Annotated in this window: 12 protein-coding genes; 11 read left to right on the top strand and 1 reads right to left on the bottom strand. The window is 40.2% G+C overall.

What is annotated here, in order from left to right; translation table 11 throughout:
- Positions 1-2: 2 nt before the first annotated feature.
- The 10 genes from PASHI_RS02530 to PASHI_RS02485 all read left to right on the top strand — a co-directional run bounded on the left by PASHI_RS02530 (position 3) and on the right by PASHI_RS02485 (position 18,001).
- Positions 3-1,367, top strand: a complete 1,365-nt coding sequence (locus PASHI_RS02530) for a DUF1329 domain-containing protein (RefSeq protein WP_062564587.1) — start codon at positions 3-5, stop codon at positions 1,365-1,367.
- A 123-nt stretch (positions 1,368-1,490) separates the two neighbouring features.
- Complete coding sequence (locus PASHI_RS02525; protein WP_062564476.1) at positions 1,491-2,495, top strand: WD40/YVTN/BNR-like repeat-containing protein; 1,005 nt, start codon at positions 1,491-1,493, stop codon at positions 2,493-2,495.
- Positions 2,495-4,819, top strand: a complete 2,325-nt coding sequence (locus tag PASHI_RS02520) for an efflux RND transporter permease subunit (protein WP_054551390.1) — start codon at positions 2,495-2,497, stop codon at positions 4,817-4,819. Before PASHI_RS02525 ends, PASHI_RS02520 begins: the two co-directional genes overlap by 1 nt.
- 212 nt (positions 4,820-5,031) lie before the next feature.
- Positions 5,032-9,870, top strand: coding sequence for an NAD-glutamate dehydrogenase (locus tag PASHI_RS02515; protein ID WP_062564475.1), 4,839 nt, complete (start codon positions 5,032-5,034; stop codon positions 9,868-9,870).
- 114 nt (positions 9,871-9,984) lie between these two features.
- Entirely contained in the window at positions 9,985-10,995 is a 1,011-nt protein-coding gene (gene pyrD, locus PASHI_RS02510) for a quinone-dependent dihydroorotate dehydrogenase (protein WP_054561585.1), read from the top strand.
- A 120-nt stretch (positions 10,996-11,115) separates the two neighbouring features.
- Positions 11,116-11,646 (top strand): cell division protein ZapC domain-containing protein, encoded by a 531-nt coding sequence (locus PASHI_RS02505; protein ID WP_055022164.1) that lies wholly within the window; start codon positions 11,116-11,118, stop codon positions 11,644-11,646.
- 344 nt (positions 11,647-11,990) lie between these two features.
- On the top strand, positions 11,991-14,108 hold the full coding sequence (gene rlmKL / locus PASHI_RS02500) for a bifunctional 23S rRNA (guanine(2069)-N(7))-methyltransferase RlmK/23S rRNA (guanine(2445)-N(2))-methyltransferase RlmL (RefSeq protein WP_062564474.1): 2,118 nt from the start codon (positions 11,991-11,993) through the stop codon (positions 14,106-14,108).
- The gene (locus PASHI_RS02495; RefSeq protein WP_062564473.1) at positions 14,101-14,334 is read left to right on the top strand and encodes a glutaredoxin family protein; all 234 of its coding nucleotides are present in this window, start codon (positions 14,101-14,103) and stop codon (positions 14,332-14,334) included. The genes rlmKL and PASHI_RS02495 overlap by 8 nt, the downstream gene beginning before the upstream one ends.
- 14 nt (positions 14,335-14,348) lie before the next feature.
- A complete protein-coding gene (gene uup / locus PASHI_RS02490; protein ID WP_062564472.1) occupies positions 14,349-16,259 on the top strand; it encodes an ATP-binding cassette ATPase Uup in 1,911 nt (636 codons plus the stop codon).
- Between the two features lie 11 nt (positions 16,260-16,270).
- Positions 16,271-18,001, top strand: coding sequence for a DUF3466 family protein (locus PASHI_RS02485; protein ID WP_062564471.1), 1,731 nt, complete (start codon positions 16,271-16,273; stop codon positions 17,999-18,001).
- A 132-nt stretch (positions 18,002-18,133) separates the two neighbouring features.
- Here the strand turns inward: PASHI_RS02485 and PASHI_RS02480 are convergent, their stop codons facing one another.
- The gene (locus PASHI_RS02480; protein WP_054561579.1) at positions 18,134-18,643 is read right to left on the bottom strand and encodes a DUF2062 domain-containing protein; all 510 of its coding nucleotides are present in this window, start codon (positions 18,641-18,643) and stop codon (positions 18,134-18,136) included.
- A gap of 96 nt (positions 18,644-18,739) precedes the next feature.
- Between PASHI_RS02480 and PASHI_RS02475 the strand changes: the two genes are divergently transcribed.
- Positions 18,740-20,893: a DNA internalization-related competence protein ComEC/Rec2 gene (locus PASHI_RS02475; RefSeq protein ID WP_062564470.1), complete on the top strand. Its 2,154-nt coding sequence runs from the start codon at positions 18,740-18,742 to the stop codon at positions 20,891-20,893.
- Positions 20,894-20,914: the final 21 nt, after the last annotated feature.

Here is a 20,914-nt window from a genome sequence, read left to right as displayed (position 1 = left end):
TGATTATTAGAAAACCTACCCTCATTGCTGCAGCATTTTGTGGCGTTTTCGCAAGCTCAAGTGTACTTGCAAAAATTACCGCTGATGAAGCGGCACGTTTAGGTAAAGATTTAACACCTATTGGCGCAGAAAAAGCTGCGAATAAAGACGGTTCTATCCCAGCTTGGGATGGTGGTATCACAAAACCACCTGCTGGTTATAAACCGGGAATGCATCATCCTGATCCGTTTGCTGATGATAAAATCTTATTTACGATTGATAAATCGAATGTAGCCGAGTACAAAGATTTCTTAAGCCCAGGTCAAATTGAATTATTCAATACCTATCCTGATACGTTTAAGATGAACATCTATCCAACTCGTCGTAGCGCGTCTTATCCTCAGTTTGTATATGATGCAACTAAAAAGTATGCAACGACAGCTGAGTTAGTAGAGGGCGGTAACGGTATTAAAAATACCGCTGTGGGTGTTCCGTTCCCAATCCCTAAAGATGGCTTAGAAGCTATTTGGAACCACTTATTACGTTTCCGTGGTTTATCAATTGAGCGTTCTGGTGGCCAAGCTGCACCGACAGCATCTGGTTCATATAATTATGTAGGTTTTGATGAGCAACTGTTAGTTGAGTATTCATCACCTGAAGCAACGCCTGAAAAGCTACAAGAATCTAATATCTTGTTTAAGTTTAAGCAAAAAGTAACTGAGCCAGCGCGTCTTGCTGGTACTGCGTTACTAGTTCATGAAACAATGGACCAAATCTTAACGCCACGCCAAGCATGGACATACAACTCAGGTCAGCGTCGTGTTCGTCGTGCACCTAATGTTGCCTATGATGCACCGGGAACAGCTGCTGATAGCTTACGTACAACTGATGACTTTGATATGTTCAACGGTTCTCCAAATCGTTACAACTGGACATTAAAAGGTAAGCAAGAGCTATATATTCCTTATAACAGCTATAAGCTTCACAGCGACAAACTAAGCTACGATGATATCCTGCAAGCAGGCCATATCAATCCTGAACATGTTCGTTATGAAAAACACCGTGTTTGGGTTGTTGAAGCGAACCTTAAAGATGGCACGCGTCATATCTATAAAAAACGTGTTTTCTATATTGATGAAGATAGCTGGCAAGTACATGTAACGGATATCTATGATAACCGTGATCAAATGTATCGTGTAGCGATGGCGCATGGTCTTAACTACTATGAAGTACCAACTCATTGGAGTACGTTAGAAGTTTACCATGACCTTAACTCTCGTCGTTATTTAGCAATTGGTTTAGACAACCAAGAAAAAATGTATGATTTCTCACAATCATTCAACGATAACGAGTTTACTTCAAGCGCATTACGCCGCGAAGGTCGTTAATCAAATTAAGGCACCTGACCCCAGGTGCCTTTTGCAATTCGCGTAAGTCATCAGTACACGCAATAGATTTCTCAGTGGCTTTTTTGACTTCTCTTTTTATTTTTTCGAAGGCGATTTATCTTTATGAAGTATTTGCTTTATGCCTGTCTTGCTTATAGTGCTTCATGTTTTGCTCAAGACATGCCTATGCCGCAACAAGCGATTAGCGCTGTTAACGCAAACAAAACTCTTCTCACCGACATTGAACTAGCTGGCCCAAATCTCATTGCAGTTGGTAAACACGGTGTGGTTATCACAAGTACAGACGCTCAAACTTGGCAACAAGCCAGTGTGCCTACTCAAGTGCTGCTAACAGCCGTTGATTTTTATAATAACGATTTAGGCTGGGCATGCGGTCATGATGCAACCATCATTAATACTGTAGATGCAGGAAAAACCTGGCAGTTACAGCAATCTTTACCAAACATGGATAAGCCATGTTTAGATATTTTATTTACTACTGAAAAACATGGCTATGCAGTTGGTGCATACGGAATGTTTTTTGAAACTAGCGATGGTGGCCAAACTTGGCAGAAACGTTTTTTAGATAGTTTGTTATTTGAAGAAGACCGTGAATACCTAAATGATTTAAAAGACAGTGACCCAGAAGGCTATGAAATTGAAACTGCTTCAATACTGCCGCATTTTAATCGCATCGTTAAAACCGATAAGAGTCTATTTCTAGCCGGTGAAATGGGTTTAATGGCACAAAGTTTCGACAATGGTCAAACCTGGCAGCGTCTTGAAGAGATCTATATGGGCTCTTTCTTTACGTTTGCGTCAACTGCGGATCAAGGTGGTGAAGACCTAGTTGCAGGCCTTCGAGGCAACATTTTCACTCGCCAAGCTGGCAGTGATCAATGGCAACAAATACCACACGACAATTATGCAACCGTGAATAGCGCGATTAAATACAACAACCAGTGGTTATTATTTGCCAACAGCGGGGTGATTTTCCAAATTGAGGATGGCCAATTATCAGAACAACAAATGGCCGATGGTAAATCGTTACTTGATGGTGTTGTGTTTCAAGACAAATTAGTTATGGCTTCAGAAAATGGCATTAAAGTGAAGGAGTTGAATCCGTAATGCGTGGTTTTTTAGATATTTTAGAAAGAGCGGTGTTTCGTCATCGCTTATTCGCAATTATTTCCTTTGCTTTGATCACTTGTTTCTTATTATTCAAAGCAACACAAATTCAATTAGACGCGTCGTTTAATAAAAATATTCCGCTTAATCATGACTACATGAAAGTTTACACCAAACATGAAAAACAGTTTGGCGGAGCTAACAGCATTTTGATTTCTGTCTGTGATGCAGATGGTGATATTTTTAATGAGGAATTTTTCACCCAACTTAAAGCAGTTCATGATCAGCTCTACTTTATTCCGGGTGTAAATCGTCCGTTAGTTAATTCAATCTTCGCACCGAGTGCGCGTTTTGTTGAAGTGGTTGAAGATGGTTTTGCTGGCGGTCCAATTATTCCAGCAAACTTTACCGCTGATAAACGTGGTCTTGCGGTTGTAAAAGAAAACATCGAAAAAGCAAAAGTCGTTGGCCGTATGATTGCCAGTGACTACTCATGTGCGATGGTGACAGCCCAGCTACTCGAAACTGATCCACAAACGCAAGAAAAACTAGATACTTTAGCCTTTGCTGAAAAGTTAGAAACACAAGTTCGTGAACCGCTAAGTACTGACAAGGTCAGTATTCATATTATCGGTTTTGCAAAAATGGCAGGGGATGTCGCAGAGGGTGCTAAGGGCGTACTGCTATTCTTTGCTATTGCCATTGCTTTCACATTTGTGATGGTTTGGCTGTTCTGCCACTCTTTAAAACTGACAATTTTACCAATTGCCTGTTCAATCATTGCTGTTGTTTGGCAGTTAGGCTTGCTTTCAAGCTTAGGCTTTGGTTTAGACCCTATGTCTATTTTAGTGCCGTTTTTAGTGTTTGCAATTGGTGTAAGCCATGGCGTGCAAATGATTAATGACATCGGTAAAAAAGTGTCTACGGGTAGTTCAACTCGGGTTTGTTGTCAGGCAAGCTTTAGAGCACTTCTGATCCCAGGTGGTATTGCACTGCTATCAGACACAATTGGTTTTTTAACCTTACTCACCATTGATATTGGTATTATTCGTGAACTTGCTATCACAGCGAGTTTAGGTGTAGCGGTAATTATTTTCACCAACTTAATTTTATTACCTGTATGGGCATCGTACATGCGCTTTGAAGGCTCTGTGCATATTCAAGCAGGTACTCACACAGACAAACCAAATCTACTAGACAAGTTACGCGAGCTATTAGTAAAAGCGACTGATCGTAAAACAGCTGGTTTTATTATCGTCTTTACGGCTGTGTTATTTGCAGTGGGTTACTGGCAAGCTGACAAAATGCGTATTGGTGACTTACATGCTGGTGCGCCATCTTTGCACCAAGATGCCCGCTATAACCAAGACACCTTTTTGATTTCTGATAAATACACTATTTCATCAGATATCCTAAAAGTGATTGTAGAAGCGTATCCTGCAGCGTGTACTGAGCATGATGTTATGGAGCGTATTAGTCGTTTCCAATGGCAGATGGAAAACGTTGCAGGGGTACAATCGGCTGTGAGCTTAAGCTCAGTTGCGCAATCTGTGAACGCCGGCTTCAACGAAGGTAACTTAAAATGGCAAAGCCTGCCGCGCAATACGGCAAGTTTAGTTCAAGCTACTTCACGGGTTGAAACAAGCTCAGGTTTACTCGATGGTAACTGCTCTGTAATGCCTGTGATTATTTTCTTAAATGACCACAAAGCAGAAACGATTGACCATGTGGTAGCTAAAGTTAAAGAGTTTGCTAAGGCTGAAGAAACCGATGAATTAAAGTTTAAGCTAGCGTCAGGCCCTGTCGGTGTAATGGCTGCAACGAACGAATCGGTATCGGCTGCACAGCTACCTATGATGCTTTACGTTTACGGCGCCGTAATCCTGCTATGCTTAATTAGCTTTAGAAGTGTTAAGGCAACGGTAGCGGTTGTATTACCTCTGTACATCGTATCAACCTTAGCGCAAGCGTTGATGGTACAACTTGAAATTGGTTTAACAGTGTCGACATTACCAGTTATCGCTTTAGGTGTTGGTATTGGTGTCGATTACGGGATTTACATACTTTCATCAATGATGGGGCAGCTAAAACAAGGTGTGGCACTGGAAGTGGCTTATCGTAATGCGTTAGCAGAGCGTGGTAGTGCAGTGCTGTTCACAGGTATTACCTTAGCCATTGGTGTTAGCACATGGATTTTCTCTGATCTGAAGTTCCAAGTGGATATGGGTATTCTTCTGACCTTCATGTTTTTGGTTAACATGTTGGGTGCAGTACTACTTTTACCTGCAATTGGTAGCTTTCTCTGGACTGACCAGAAAAAATAATGTGAATAATTGTGCTCCAATATGGCCAGTAATGGCCATTTATATCTATATTTTGTGAATAGATGACCAAATAGCTGAAAAGCTTAAAATGATTTCATCGAAAAGGCTGTTTATTAGCTGTAAAAGAGTTAGAATTTACCTGACTCCACGCTAATAAATGGCTGTACAAATATTCTACTAATCGATAAGTAGTATAGATTAAGGAACATACAATGACACGAAATGAAGGGCAAGCCTCGGTTATCTTAGATAATGTCTGTAAGCTGATCCAGAAAAAAGTTCACGCTGATAATGTGTTACTCGTTGAGAAATTCGCCAAAGCCTTGTACAGCAATATGTCTAAAGAGGATTTGGCTCATCGCAACGATAGTGACTTATATGGCGCTGCACTAAGCCTATGGAACTCGCTAGAAAAAAATAATTCTGATGACGCGGTTGTCCGTGTTTTCAATCCTGAAGTAGCAAAAGATGGCTGGCAGTCATCGCACACTATTGTTGAAATCATCGCGAAAGACATGCCTTTCCTCGTTGATTCTGTGCGTATGGCCATGACCCGCGCAAACATCGCTTCTCACTTATTACTTCACTCTCCGCTGAAAATCCAACGTGATAAAAATGCTAAAATCACGGGTATTTCAAGCTTAAAAGCAGAGCAAGAATCAACGTCGACAAAAACTGTGTTCTTTATCGAAATTGATCGTCAAACAGATGCAAAAGTAATTGAGTCTTTCAAAAAAGAACTTGAGTCTGTGTTAGTTGACGTATCTATCGCTGTAGAAGATTGGCAGCCAATTCGTGAAAAGCTAATTGCGGTAACGAAAGACTTACCTAAACGCCACCATAATAATAACGAAAGCGAAGTTGCAGAAACGGTAGAGTTTTTAGACTGGTTAGCTAAAGATAACTTTACGCTAATGGGTTACCGTGAGTATGAACTTTCGCCAGTGCAAGGTGATTACCAGTTAAAAGGTAAAAAGGGCACTAGCCTTGGTCTAATGAAAAACACAGACGAAGAGCATAGCCGCTTACTTTCTGAGTTACCTGAAGTAGCGCGCCAAGAAGCGCGTAGCAGCAACTTATTAATTTTAACGAAAACAAATTCAGTGTCTCGTGTACATCGACCTGCATACATCGACTACGTGGGTATTAAGCGTTTTGATGATGAGGGCAACGTAATTGGTGAAGACCGTTTCCTTGGTTTATTCTCATCAAGCTTTTACAACAACAGCGCCGCTGATGTACCTGTACTGAAAAGTAAGATTAACCGCATTATGGAAATGTGTGACTTTGCTAAAGGCACCCATGCATACAAAGCGGTATTAAATATTTTAGAAACGTATCCACGTGATGAGCTTGTGCAAGCACGTGAAGCTGAACTACTTGAAGTTGCCATGGGTGTATTACAAGTACAAGAGCGTGATATGTGCCGTATTTTTGTGCGTAAAGACGCATATGGCCGTTTCTTCTCTTGCATGGTATATGTTCCGCGTGAGCGCTATAACACGGCACTACGTCGTGAAACGCAACGTATCTTAGCCAATGCATTTAATTCTGACGATAAAGTCGAATTTACTACTTTCTTCTCTGAGTCAACATTAGCCCGTACACATTACACGGTGCGTGTGACTGACAATAATATTGAATATAACGTGAAAGACATCGAAAACAACCTAATTGAAGCTGCCCGTACTTGGGAAGATAGACTCCAATCTGCACTACTTGAAAGCGCAGGTGAAGCACGCGGTAAAGAACTAAACCGTAAATATGCACAAGCGTTTGCAAGTGCGTATAAAGATCAGGTTTTACCAAGTGCAGCGGTTGTTGATATTGAAAAGCTAGAACTTCTAAACGACGAGAACAAACTAGAAATGTTGTTCTACCGCCCACAAGAAGAAGCAAACACAAATGTTGTTCGTTTAAGCTTATTCCATAAAGATGTGCCAATCCACTTATCTGACGTAATGCCGATGTTAGAAAACTTTGGTTTACGTGTAGTAGGTGAAACGCCTTACTCTGTGAAAACGACTGACGGTAAAGTTAATTGGATCATGGATTTCACCATGCTAATTGACAACAAGGGCATTGCTGACTTTGATAAAGTCTCAGCGCGTTTCCGTGCAGCGTTAACGAACGTGTGGAATAACCGTTTAGAAAATGATGGTTTCAACCGTTTAGTATTAATGGGTGGCTTAACAGGTCGTGAAGCGTCTATTCTTCGTGCCTACGCTAAATACATGCGTCAAATTGGTGTAACTTTCTCGCAAACTTACATCGAAAGCACATTTGCAAATTACCCACACATTGCATCGCAAATCGTTAACTTATTCACTAAAAAGTTCTCAGTTAAGAACCCAGGTAGTGAAAAGACACTTGAGAAGCTAGTAGCACAAGTTAACCTTGAACTAGAAAACGTAGCAAACCTAGATGATGACCGTATCATCCGTTTATACGTTGATATGATCAATGCAACACTTAGAACGAACTTCTTCCAAAAAGAAGCGGACGGCCAATTTAAGTCATACGTATCGTTCAAAGTTCAGCCTTCTATGATCCCTGAAATGCCATTACCACTGCCTGCGTTTGAGATCTTTGTATACTCGCCGCGCGTTGAAGGCGTGCATTTACGTGGTGGTAAAGTTGCTCGTGGTGGTTTACGTTGGTCTGATCGTCGTGAAGACTTCCGTACTGAAGTACTGGGTCTTGTTAAAGCACAACAAGTTAAAAACACGGTTATCGTACCGGTAGGTTCGAAAGGTGGTTTCGTATGTAAACAGCTACCGACAGACCGTGAAGCATTCTTCAAAGAAGGCCAAGAGTGTTACAAGATTTTCATCCGTGGTTTATTAGATATCACAGATAACATTGAACGTGGTGAGATTGTTCCACCAGTTGATGTTGTTCGTCATGATGAAGATGACCCGTATTTAGTTGTTGCTGCCGATAAGGGTACTGCGACTTTCTCTGATATCGCTAACGGCATTGCAAATGAATATAACTTCTGGCTAGGTGATGCATTCGCATCAGGTGGCTCAGTAGGTTACGACCACAAGAAAATGGGTATCACTGCAAAAGGTGCCTGGGAATCTGTTAAGCGTCATTTCCGTGAAATGGATATTGACTGTCAAACAACAGATTTCACTGTGGTGGCAATCGGCGACATGGCAGGTGACGTATTTGGTAATGGTATGCTGCTTTCTAAGCACATTCGCTTACAAGTAGCGTTTAACCACATGCACATCTTTGTTGATCCAAACCCAGATGCAGCGACATCTTACCCAGAACGTGAGCGTTTATTTAATCTACCGCGTTCTTCTTGGGAAGATTACAACAAAGACCTTATTTCACAAGGTGGTGGTATTTTCTCTCGTGCGGCTAAATCAATTAGCTTAAGCCCAGAAATGAAGAAAATGCTTGGCACTAAGAAAGCGAGCATGACACCTAACGAGTTAATCAAAGCAGCTCTAATGATGGAGTTTGATTTACTTTGGAATGGTGGTATCGGTACTTACATCAAGAACTCTAAAGAGACTGATGCTGATGTGGGTGACCGCGCAAATGATGCACTTCGTATTAACGGTTCTGAGCTTGGTGCGAAGATCTTAGGTGAGGGCGGTAACTTAGGTGCGACTCAATTAGGTCGTATCGAATTTGCGGCTAAAGGCGGTCGTGTTAACACTGACTTCATCGATAACGTAGGTGGTGTTGCGTGTTCAGATAACGAAGTAAACATCAAAATCTTACTTAATGGCCTAGTTGCTGAAGGTGACTTAACACGTAAACAGCGTGATGAGTTACTTTATTCAATGACTGATGAAGTGTCTGAGTTAGTATTAAAAGACTGTTATCGTCAAACGCATACCTTATCGATTACTCAATCAAAAGGTACGTCAACGCTTAAAGAAAAAGTACGTTTCATCCATGCCCTTGAAAAAGATGGCAAGCTTAACCGTGCAATCGAGTTCATCCCAACGGATGAAGAACTTGCAGAGCGCGCAGCAGCGGGTAAAGATTTAACTCGTCCAGAGCTTTCTGTACTTGTTTCTTACGCGAAGATGGTATTAAAAGAGTCTCTAGTGGTTGATGAAATCACTGAAAACCCTTACTACCGTCAGTTATTAGTTAAGTCGTTCCCAGTGCCACTTCGTGAGAAGTTTAACGATGCAATGGATAACCACCCACTTCGTAAAGAGATTATCGCAACGAAACTTGCAAACAACATCGTTAACGATATGGGTCTTAACTTTATGGTTCGTATGCACGAAGAAACAGGTGCTAACGAAGCTGAAATCGCACTTTGCTACTCAATTGCAAAAGAAGTGTTCCAGATGCCAGAAACATGGTCATCAATTGTTGCACTTGATAATAAGATCCCAGCAGCTGTACAAACAGAAATGCTATATCAATTACGTCGTACGGTTCGTCGTGCAACACGTTGGTTCTTACGTCATCGCAATAAAGCACAAACGATTGAGCAAGCAATTGAATTCTTTGCACCAACATTTGCTGATTTAAGTGAAAACTTAAACAGCTACATGGTTGAAAAAGAAAGCGAGCGCCTAGTTAAAGCGGCAGATAAGCTAATTGACAGCAATGTACCAAAAGCACTTGCAACACGTATTGTGTCACTATCAAGCTTATTCTCTGTAATGGACTTAGCTGAAATCGCTAACAATTCAGAGCGTAGCATTGATATGGTTTCTAACACTTACTTCAAGCTAGGTGCGCGTATGGGCTTACATTGGTTCCTTGACCAAATCACCAACCAACCAGTTGCGAACCACTGGCAAGCACTTGCTCGTGCTTCTTACCGTGAAGAGCTGGATTGGCAACAACGTACATTATCAGCTGTGGTACTTAATAGCTTTGCTGCAGACAGCAAAGACATTGATGCACAAATTGATGAGTGGATGGATAACCAAGATCTATTATTACAACGTTGGAAGCAGATGCTATCTGAGTTCAAAACATCGCAAAGCCATGATTTTGCGAAGTTCTCAGTGGCACTTCGTGAACTAATGTTGTTAAGCCACAACTGTGACACTTCCAAATAAGTGAAAAGTCGTTAAAATACATACCCCAGCTCGCTGGGGTATTTTTTTGCCCTTAATTTGCAATGGTCCGTTTATAAACGGCTACCTTGTTTATTTTTACCTAAGGAACAAACCATGTTTTATGATCTAGCTCGCCGTTTTATGTTTACCCGTGATGCGGAGTGGGCTCATGAATTTGCACTTAATAATTTACGCCGATTTGCTCATACGCCATTGAGTGCTGCGTGGTCTCAATCTGTCCCTAATAAACCCGTTAACTTTTTAGGTTTAGAGTTTAAAAATCCAGTAGGTTTAGCGGCAGGCTTAGATAAAAATGCCGAGTGTATTGATGCATTTTCGCAAATGGGTTTTGGTTTTGTTGAAGTAGGTACTGTTACACCACGTCCTCAAGCGGGTAATGACAAGCCGCGTATTTTCCGCTTACCTGAATCAAATGCGATTATTAACCGCATGGGCTTTAACAATAAGGGCGTTGATAACCTAGTTAACAATGTTAAAGCAGCGAAATACGACGGTATTCTAGGTATTAATATTGGTAAAAATAAAGATACACCAAACGAGCAGGGTAAAGATGATTACATTCACTGTATGCGTAAAGTATTTGAGCATGCATCGTATATCACAGTAAATATTTCTTCACCGAATACCCCAGGTCTTCGTGATTTACAATACGGCGAAGCGCTTGATGACTTATTGCAAAGCTTAAAGAATGAACAACTTGATCTAGTTGCTAAACATAACAAGCAAGTGCCTATGCTAGTTAAGATCGCCCCTGATCTTGATGAAGTACAAATCGGCCAAGTTAGTGAGTCATTGATCAACAATAAGATCGATGGTGTTATTGCTACAAACACCACACTTGAGCGTGCAATGGTACAAGGTCAACAATACGCAAATGAAGCGGGTGGTTTATCAGGCCAGCCTGTGCGTCAGCGTTCAACCCACGTGGTTAGTGAACTTAAGCGTTTAACCGAAGGTAAACTACCTATCATTGGTGTGGGTGGTATTGACGATGCTGATTCGGCAAAAGAGAAATTTGCAGCAGGTGCAGACCTTGTACAAGTTTACACTGGTTTCATTTATAAAGGCCCAGAATTGGTAAAAACGATCCTTAACAGCTTATAAGGATCAGTTATCTAAGCAATTGATCATTAATAAAATGTTCTAAGAAATCATTTTATTAATGGTCTGCTTTAGTTATAATTTGTGATTATGCGCACAGTATTTATTCGTTAGGGAGGAGACATGTTACAAGCATCTAAGCAATGGAAATGGCTTGCTTGTGCAAAAAATAATCGTCTTTTGGTTGACCTAGACCAAGATATGCAACTGTGCACGCCTTACAAACTTCGCCAACTCACCGATGCTGTTTTACAAGAGCCTAACTTTAGCCTTGAAGACGCTGCATTTTATCAGCAAGTTTATCAATACCTCGAAACTTTCTCACTATGGAACCCTGCAGAGCTTTGCCAAATCGCGCTAAATGCTACTGCGGTCAAATTTCATTTAAAGCCAGTACTTGCAAAAAGTTGGTTCTTTCATGAGTATCATGGTAGCCAACCAAGTGTCGAAGCTGTAGTGAAATTGTGCTCACAGGCACAAGAAGGTGAGTTTTTGATTGTTGATCACTCAAGCGAAGCCTCAGTGTGTATTAACCTAAGCCAACACTTTCAACTAGACGAAAACCTTTCTCTTGAACAGTTTGAGGCTATTAAGGTTTTAAATAACCGTATCCACCCTGTTTATATTCAACAAAAACAGTTTAAATCTGCCTAGGGCGTGTTGACCTTTGTGAATTAAAATTTGTTCACTCTAGGGGCGATTTAATCGCGGCGCGAGATTTGTAACCTAGTGGGCTAAGTAAAAATCGAGCAACAAAGAGTTAATCGCCCCTAGGAAGAACCCGAAGGGCAGCGCGTGTTTGGCATTTATGCTGCGTTATCGCCTATTTATGGGAAACAATCACACTACATAGGCTCTGCCTTGCCAAAATACCAAACACACTGCTGCAAAATTAATCAAAAAAAGTCAACACGCCCTACTATCCCTGCAAATGTTGGCGTTTTTGTTCGCCAAGCTATGCTATAATCCTGCGCAATTAGCATTTAAGGGTTTTTACTTTGCAATTTATCGCACTTACTTCTATCGGAATAGAAAATTTACTTGTTGATGAGCTTACAGCACTTGGTGCCGAAGTCTCAAAACAAACCGTGGGCTCTGTACGTTTTGAAGCAGATAGCTTATTAGCACAAAAGATTTGTTTATCGAGCCGTTTTGCGACTCGTATCATGATGCTTATAGAAGAAAAAGAAGGCGTAAAAGACAAAGACAGCCTTTATCAATTTGCGCGCTTGCAGCCTTGGCAGGAATGGTTTGGACCTAAACAAACCTTTGCTGTTGATTTTAGTGGTACTAATAACGACTTAAAAAATACGCAATTTTCAGGTCTTGTTGTAAAAGATGCGATTGTTGATTACTTCGCGGATTTATTCGAGCAACGTCCTGATGTTGATAAATACAATGCCAATGTCCGTGTTGTAGCAAGATTGAACCGTCAAGGTGTTGCGCTTTATATCGATTATTCTGGCCCGCGTTTATCTGAGCGTGGTTATCGTCAAGATCAAGGTAAAGCGCCGATTAAAGAGCATTTAGCTGCAGCCCTTGTGAAACGAAGTGGTTGGCTTGAAAACGTACAACAACCCTTATTCGATCCATGTTGTGGCTCTGGTACCATCTTAATTGAAGCTGCAAGCATGGCACGCAATGAAGCGCCGGGCTTATTCCGTGAAGGTTTTGCCTTTGAGCGCTTGCCTAGTTTCCGAATTCAAAAATACAAAGAATTAAAAGCAGAACTAACTGCACAAATTACAGATCCTAAACTTTGGCTTATTGGCCATGATATTGACGCCAGTGTGATTTCAAAAGCGCAAGAAAACGCAGAGCGTGCTGACCTTGGTAATGTGATTAAGTTTAAACAAAGTGATGCCACTAAGTTAACCTCAGTTGCGAAACTACCTGGTGTGGTGATTTCAAACTTACCTTATGGTGAACGTTTAGGCTCAATGGCTGAGCTGGTTAACTTACACCGTAGCTTAGGTGTTGGCTTCAAAAAGCACTTTAATCATTGGAAACTTGCTTTACTTGGCACTGACGAAAGCTTATTTAAGTTATTAAAGTTAGTTAAGTTAAAACGCTATAAGTTTAAAAATGGCCCTTTAGATGTTGTATTAAATTTATACCAACTTGACGATAAACAAGTAGAACTTAGCAAAGAAGATAAGCCGGCTCTTAATTTTGAAGGTTCAACCGCCTTTGCAAACCGTTTAAAGAAAAATAAGCAAAATTTAAAGAACTGGTTAAAGCAAAATGAAGTAAGCTGCTACCGTGTTTATGATGCGGATATTCCAGAATATAACGTAGCTGTTGATGTATACGATGATTCAGCGGTTATTTTTGAATATGCTGCACCGAAAGAAATCGATGACAATACGGCTCAAAAACGTTTGCAAGATGTGATCAGCTTGACCGCTGAGCAATTAAAGATAGCACCAGAAAATATTGCAGTTAAAGTGCGTAAAAAGCAAAAAGGTGAAGAGCAATATACCAAGGTAGCAAAACAAAATCGTACTCAAGTAGTTGAAGAGTTTGGCGCTAAATTCAAAGTAAACTTATTTGATTATTTAGATACTGGTTTGTTCTTAGATCACCGATTAGCTCGTCGTTATATCCAACAAAACGCACAAGGCAAACGTTTCTTAAACTTGTTTGCTTATACAGGCAGCGCATCTGTGCATGCTGCTGTGGGTGGTGCTAAAGCCATTACCACCGTTGATATGTCAAAAACCTACTTAAAGTGGGCGCAAGAAAACTTTGCTCTGAATGATATCAGTAATACCCGTTATCGTTTTGAGCAAGCAGACTGCTTGAAGTGGCTTGAGTATGCACAAGGCCAATATGATTTAATTTTCTTAGATCCACCGACGTTCTCAAACTCAAAACGTATGAAAGATGCGTTTGATGTACAACGCGACCATATCAAACTACTTACCTGGGTTAAGAAAATTTTAAGCCCTAACGGTACGCTTATATTCTCAAATAATAAGCGTGGCTTTAGCATGGATGAAGTAGGGCTAATGGGTCTGGGTTTAAAAGCAGAAAACATTTCTGACAAGACTTTATCACCAGATTTTAAACGTAATAAGCAAATTCATAATAGCTGGCTTATTACCCATGGCTAACTTTACCCTGTACCACACTGATGGCTGTCATCTGTGTGAAATGGCCGATGAATTATTAATTGCTGCAAACGCTTCGTTTGTAGCAAAAGATATTATGGACAGTGAACAGCTGATTGAACTTTACCAAACCAGTATTCCGGTTGTGGAATCTCATCAAGGCAAGAAATTATTTTGGCCTTTTGATGCTGAGCAATTAGCGCAATTTATTGCTGATAATAAAGAATAAGAGTAGTAATCACGATGGATTTAATCAGAATAGCCAAAGCTCAACTCGCTTATGGTACGCATCCGCTACTAGATGATGCCGATGCCGTTATTGAGTCAGGTGAGCGCGTTTGTATCGTTGGTCGAAACGGTGCAGGTAAATCAACACTATTAAAAGTGCTTGATGGCCAAGTGACATTGGATGATGGTGAAATCAACCAATTAGGCGGTATTCGCATTTCACGTTTAGAGCAAGATCCACCAAAAGGGGCGGCAGGCTCAGTATTTGATTATGTCGCGCAGGGCATGCCTGACATTGCTAACTTACTGATAGAATATCACCAAGTTAGTAATCAAATGCAAACAGACTATAACGATAAATTGCTTAACAAATTAGAGCGTTTATCTAATCAATTAGAAACCGTTGATGGCTGGCGTTTTGATACCCGTATTCAGCTCGTTTTATCTCGCTTAGAGCTAGACCCAGAAGCCAAGCTTGAATCATTATCGGGTGGTTGGCTACGTAAAGTTGCTCTTGCACGAGCCTTGGTTAGTGAACCCGATTTACTGCTACTTGATGAGCCTACCAACCACTTAGATATGAGTAGTGTTATTTGGCTTGAGCAATTTTTAAAAGAGTTTAAAGGCGGTATAGTTTTTATTTCTCACGACCGTGCATTCATTCGAGCAGTTGCAACCCGTATTCTTGATTTAGACCGTGGTAAGCTGGTTTCATACCCTGGCGATTACGCGACGTACCTTGAACAAAAAGCGCATGATCTAAAAGTAGAAGAAACACAAAACGCATTATTTGATAAGCGCTTAGCAGAAGAAGAAGCGTGGATCCGCCAAGGTATTAAAGCACGTAGAACGCGTAATGAAGGCCGTGTACGTGCTTTAAAAGAGTTACGTAAAGAGCGTAAGCAGCGTGTTGATCAGGTAGGTAAAACCGATTTCAATATTGAAACAGCAGATCGTTCAGGTAAATTAGTATTCGAAGCGAAAAACATCTGTCATGCATTTAAAGATAAAGTCATCGCAAAAGACTTTTCAACCCTTGTTATGCGTGGCGATCGTGTTGGCCTTGTTGGGCCAAATGGTATTGGTAAAACAACACTGCTTAAAATTTTATTTGGTGACCTAACAGCAGATAGCGGCAGTGTTAAGCAAGGTGTTAACTTAGAGTTTGCTTATTTTGATCAGTATCGTCAAAAGCTTGATGAAGAAGCTACAGTACAAGATAACGTAGCTGAAGGTAAGCAAGAAGTTATGATGGGCGGGCGCTCACGTCATGTGCTTGGTTACTTGCAAGACTTCTTATTTCCACCGGCAAGAGCGCGTACGCCAGTAAAAGCGCTTTCAGGTGGTGAGAAAAACCGCTTATTATTAGCAAAGTTATTTTTAAAGCCATCTAACATTATTGTTCTCGATGAGCCTACCAATGACCTCGATATTGAAACTTTAGAGCTTTTAGAAGAGATCATTAACCAATATCAGGGCACTGTACTGATTGTAAGCCATGACCGTGAATTTATTGATAATACTTGTAATTCTGTATGGGCATTTGAAGGTAACGGCAAGATCACCGATATTGTCGGAGGCTATAGCGACTATGAAGCGTATGCCGCTCATTTAGCTGAGCAAGAAAAACAACAACAGCAACAAATTAAGCAAGAAAAGCCGGCCGTTGTTAGCCAAGATAAAACACCAAAGAAAAGTAATAAACTCTCTTACAAATTAAAACTTGAATTAGAAGAATTACCCAGTAAAGTGGAACAACTTGAAAAAGCGTTAGACGCTCAGCAAGTTGTGGTTAATGACCCTGACTTTTTTAAGCAAGATGCTGCAATTACAACAGAAGCATTGAACCATTTAGCCGAGTTAGAGTCTGAGCTTGAAGTCGCTTTTGAGCGCTGGGAAGAACTCGAAGATTTAAAGAATCAGTAGTAAGGATTAAAATGAAATACAAATTACTCGCTGCCAGTATTTTAGCCACCCTAAGTACCTCAGCGATGAGCGCAACCTATAAATTAGAAGAATTAGGTGGAATTGATGGCGCTAAATTTAACTACGTAACAGATGTTAGTGAAAACGGTCACATCATAGGCTTAGCAAATGGCCTTTACAAATTACCCGTTGATGTCACTTATATCGATTTTACAGATTCGTCGATAAAAGATGCTTATGATACAGCTAAAAAGCAGTATGAACTCATTGATAAAGAAATTACATTCACGCTTGATGATATTGAGAATAACGATGCGGTAAATACAAATGCAGATGCACATGCATTTATGGTAAGTTTTTTAACAGGTCGTTCAACTGACTCTGAATATCAAAAATTATCAAGTGCAATTGCAACGCTTTACACATCTGAAGGTGCTTCAGAGCAAGTTTTATTTGATGAACAGTCTCTTGATTTTGACGGCTTAACACGCTCGACTTCTAACTTACTAAATGCTGTAACAGATGACGGTGTTATGGTGGGTTGGGGCAGTGCACCTTACGAAAAAACATCGTTCACTCAAACAGATGAAGACGAAGAAGAAACCCACTTTTTAAGAGACTTCATTAGCCGTGCAATTGTTATCAGCGAAGACGGTGTGAAAGTTGAACTTGCACCAGAGTTTGATGATTACGGCGGTATTAGCTCAGCAAATGACATTATCAAAACTGCAAATGGCTATGAAGTTGTAGGTACTGTTTCAACGGATATTGCGGTTGATCCACTGGATGATATTACTGATAACTGTGATGGCGAAGATGAACCAGTTTCAGACTGTGTTGAAGCGTACAACCGTACTTATACTAAAGGTATTTTCGATAAACGTGCTGTGAAGTGGACGCTGGATAGCAATCTCAATGTTACTAATACTGAAATATTTGGTATTAACGCAACTCCTGAAGATGATGAAGATTTTGCGTTTCGTAGTAATGCAATTGCGATCAATGAAAATGGTTTGATTGCTGGCACATCAGATGTTCGATACAAAGATGTACTTTATAGTATGCCTGTAATATTCGAAAATGGTGAAGTTAATGACTTTATTGACTTCGAAGATGACTGGAGAACAGGTCAAGCTTTAGCTGTAAATAATAACGATGTTGTTGTTGGTTATGCTGCAAAAAGAATTGATGGTACAACGCGTACAAAATTTTTCTACTACGATAAAAATAGCGATAGCGTTGTTTTCCCAACGGATTACTTTTCAAGCTCAAGTTCATTAGCTAACGATATCAATGACAATGGTATTATTGTTGGTGAGGGCGAAACAGATATTTACAATACTTCTACCCGTCGTCGTGAAGGTTTCATGTACACCATTGGTGAAGATTCAGTTGTTAACTTAAACGATTTATTACCTTGTTATGAAGAAGATGGTGAGACTCGCTTTAAATACACGGTTGCTGAAGCGAAATCAATTAACAACAATAATGAAATCTTCGGTGTTGCGACTAAAACTGTTGAAAAGACAGATTCATTCGGTAACGTTGTAGTCGATGTTAATGGCAATATCGAATATGAAAGTGTCGCAGTGGCTGTTAAGTTAACACCAATTGATGGCTCTGTTGAAGAATGTCCTGCAGAAGAGATTGAACAATACGAGCGTCAATCAGCTAGCTTCCCTTGGTATGCATTATTGCTATTACCATTTGCAGCAGCACGTCGTGTATTTCGTAAGAAGTAATAATACCAACCCGCAATAATACTTAATTAAGCGGATTGGTATATTAGAGAGCTTTATGCAAAGCAAATAGCTTTCTTGCAAGAAATAAAAAACCCAGCTTTAAGCTGGGTTTTTTGTCTATACTGAAATCAGTTATTTTTTATGGCGGTGTATCCATGCTTTACGGACTGAGCGTTTCCAAAGCATGTCGGTACCAAAATAACCAATGATTGCCGCAGCTGTTGCACAAATAAATGAACCTACTAAAAATGCAGGGCCAATTGTTGTAAGGCTATCTATAAACCATTGCCAGCTTGGTTCAAATTGGAAGTGCTGCTGTGGTTGAGCAAGGGCAATGGTGCCTACAATATATGAACAATAGAAAATAGGAGGCATGGTCAGTGGGTTAGTGATCCACACTGTTGCAACAGAAATCGGTAAATTTACTCGAAATGGAATAGCCAGGGCGGCTGCAAGAACCATTTGAAAAGGAACAGGGATGAACGCAAAAAATAAACCAACAGCAAATGCACCGCGTGCTGAGCGTCTATTTAAGTGCCATAAATTGGCATCATGCAATAAACGACCAAAAATTCTTAAATACTTGTGTTCTTTTACCTTGTTATGATCAGGTAAAAAGCGTTGGATCGTTTTCTTAGCCATTTAAAGCAACCATTTACATCTATTTGGTTATGCAGCGGCTTTGTCATAGGCTGTTTTTTCACCCTATATACATTTGGCACTGCGGCGTTTTATATAATGAGTTTTGCTGTATTGCTAGCAGGTGCCTATTTTAAGCCTTTTTTAACTCTATTGTCAGGGTTTATTTGCGCTATTTTAGTAGTGATTTTTCATTACTTCATTTTTTACTCAATCTCTGACTGTCAAATCAATTATCAACAAAGCCGATTAGTTCGATTTGAGGTAGTTGAAACATACAGTGAACAAAGCCCTTATTACATTAAAGCAAGTCTGAAAAATATTGAATATTGCTCTACAGGCATTCGACCTGCTCCTAATGCAATGCTAAGCATTACTTCAGATCAACCTGTTACTCGTGGAGATGAATTAAGCGCAGAACTCAAACTTAAACCTTACAGATCGGTAAAAAATTTCTATAGTTTTGATAGAGAACGGCAAGCATTACTTGAGCGAGTATTTTATAAAGGCCGAAGCGTAGGGGAGATAAGCAATTTAAATCATCATCGATATAACTCGCTTCGAGTGAGTTACCGCACATATATTGAAAAAGTGACGGCAAGCACCCAATTACAATGGCTTTATTATGCGCTTTTAACCGGTGACAAAAGTAAAATAAGCTATGAAGATAGAAAACACTTACGTGAATTAGGTTTGTCTCATCTACTAGCTATTTCAGGTCTTCATATCGGACTTATCTTTGCAGTCGGCTTTTATAGTAGTAAGTGGCTGTTAAGAATGAGTCATTTACGCGTAAGCCAATCAATTCAATTAAATAAGTTATTTGTTTTTGTAGGGTTCAGTTGCTCGTTCGTCTATGTCTACTTAAGTGATTTTATAGTTTCCGCAAGCCGAGCGCTGCTGATGTTAGGCTGTTACCTTGTTATTTATAACCTAGGGAAAAACCCAGTGCGTTGGCGTTCAATTTTGTACGCCTTGAGTGTTGTGTTGTTTATAGACCCATTTGCACTTTTGAACCCTGGGCTCTATTTCAGTTTTTTGGCCGTTACGATCATCTTTCTACTGACTAAAAACACAGTTAATTTGTCACTTGGTTTTTTAAAGCGATTTGCACAGCTACTGCAAGTTCAGTGCGCTTTATTTGTCGGTCTACTGCCTCTATCCTTATATTACTTCTCAGGCACTAGTTTCATAGGTTTATTGATTAACCTTATTGCTGTGCCCTTGGTTGGTGTGCTGTTATTGCCTTTCTTAATTTTTTATAGTTTGGTTTCTAGCCTACTGGATGTTTCTGGTTTGTTATCACTCGTCGACAGTGCGCTGTATTATGGCTATCAATTACTACTCTCTATCCCTAATGGCTGGCGTTGGTTCTCGCTCAATGAGTTTAGTTTTTCATTATTGATCATAAGTTACATAACACTTCTGCTGTTGTACTTTAGTCCAAATAAATATGTGTGCTTAATTCCTGTTTGTGTATATGTCGTTGATAGTGAATTACAGCCAGAAGCTAAGTTTCAGTTAGATGTGTTTGATGTAGGGCATGGCTTAATGGTGATGGTAAGCCACAAAAACAAAGCGATAATTTATGATTTAGGGCCACAGTACTTTGGCCGTTATGATTATGTACGCCGTGTATTACTCAACAACATCATTAAACAACAGTTATCTGTTATCGCAACAATAATAAGCCACTTAGATAACGACCATTCTGGCGGTTTAACAAGTTGGCAAATGGCAGGGTTTCAAGACACTCTAGCTATCTTTCATCCTCAGGGGCTGGGAAATAAGTGCAAAACAACAACACTCAAGCTTGATGAGCTTAATATCAGAAGTTTTACAGCAAAGGTAGAAAATGCGAGTCGTAATGATCAGTCGTGTTTATTAAAAGTAACGGGTTTTAATTACTCTGTGTTACTGACTGGGGATATATCCTCAGCGGCAGAAACTAAGCTTGTTGAAGCGGGGAAGGATTTACGAGCGACTATTTTAATAAGCCCCCATCATGGTAGTAACACCTCTTCAAGTCATGAATTTATAGGTGCAGTAAACCCTGAAGTAGTTATCCATTCATCTGCTTATCAAGGGCAATGGCGCTTTCCTCATCCTGAGGTTGTAAATCGTTATAACCAACACCATATACAGCAGTTATCGACGGCAGAATATGGCCATATACGCATAAAATTTTACGAAGATAAATATCGCTTAGAATTTGCGCGAGAGCAGGAAAGTTATTGGTTCGAACAAGATTGACGTTTTGTTTTTACCCCCTAA

The organism is Pseudoalteromonas shioyasakiensis (assembly GCF_001550135.1).
Taxonomy (GTDB): Bacteria; Pseudomonadota; Gammaproteobacteria; order Enterobacterales; family Alteromonadaceae; genus Pseudoalteromonas; species Pseudoalteromonas shioyasakiensis.
Note: the sequence above shows the minus strand (reverse complement) of the source record. Positions and strands in the feature narration are given on the sequence as shown.

Excerpts from the sequence above, each read along its gene's own strand:
- PASHI_RS02525 (WP_062564476.1), top strand. The coding sequence starts at position 1,491 with ATGAAGTATTTGCTTTATGCCTGTCTTGCTTATAGTGCTTCATGTTTT.
- PASHI_RS02520 (WP_054551390.1), top strand. The coding sequence starts at position 2,495 with ATGCGTGGTTTTTTAGATATTTTAGAAAGAGCGGTGTTTCGTCATCGC.
- PASHI_RS02515 (WP_062564475.1), top strand. The coding sequence starts at position 5,032 with ATGACACGAAATGAAGGGCAAGCCTCGGTTATCTTAGATAATGTCTGT.
- pyrD (WP_054561585.1), top strand. The coding sequence starts at position 9,985 with ATGTTTTATGATCTAGCTCGCCGTTTTATGTTTACCCGTGATGCGGAG.
- PASHI_RS02505 (WP_055022164.1), top strand. The coding sequence starts at position 11,116 with ATGTTACAAGCATCTAAGCAATGGAAATGGCTTGCTTGTGCAAAAAAT.
- PASHI_RS02495 (WP_062564473.1), top strand. The coding sequence starts at position 14,101 with ATGGCTAACTTTACCCTGTACCACACTGATGGCTGTCATCTGTGTGAA.
- uup (WP_062564472.1), top strand. The coding sequence starts at position 14,349 with ATGGATTTAATCAGAATAGCCAAAGCTCAACTCGCTTATGGTACGCAT.
- PASHI_RS02485 (WP_062564471.1), top strand. The coding sequence starts at position 16,271 with ATGAAATACAAATTACTCGCTGCCAGTATTTTAGCCACCCTAAGTACC.
- PASHI_RS02480 (WP_054561579.1), bottom strand. The coding sequence starts at position 18,643 with ATGGCTAAGAAAACGATCCAACGCTTTTTACCTGATCATAACAAGGTA.
- PASHI_RS02475 (WP_062564470.1), top strand. The coding sequence starts at position 18,740 with ATGAGTTTTGCTGTATTGCTAGCAGGTGCCTATTTTAAGCCTTTTTTA.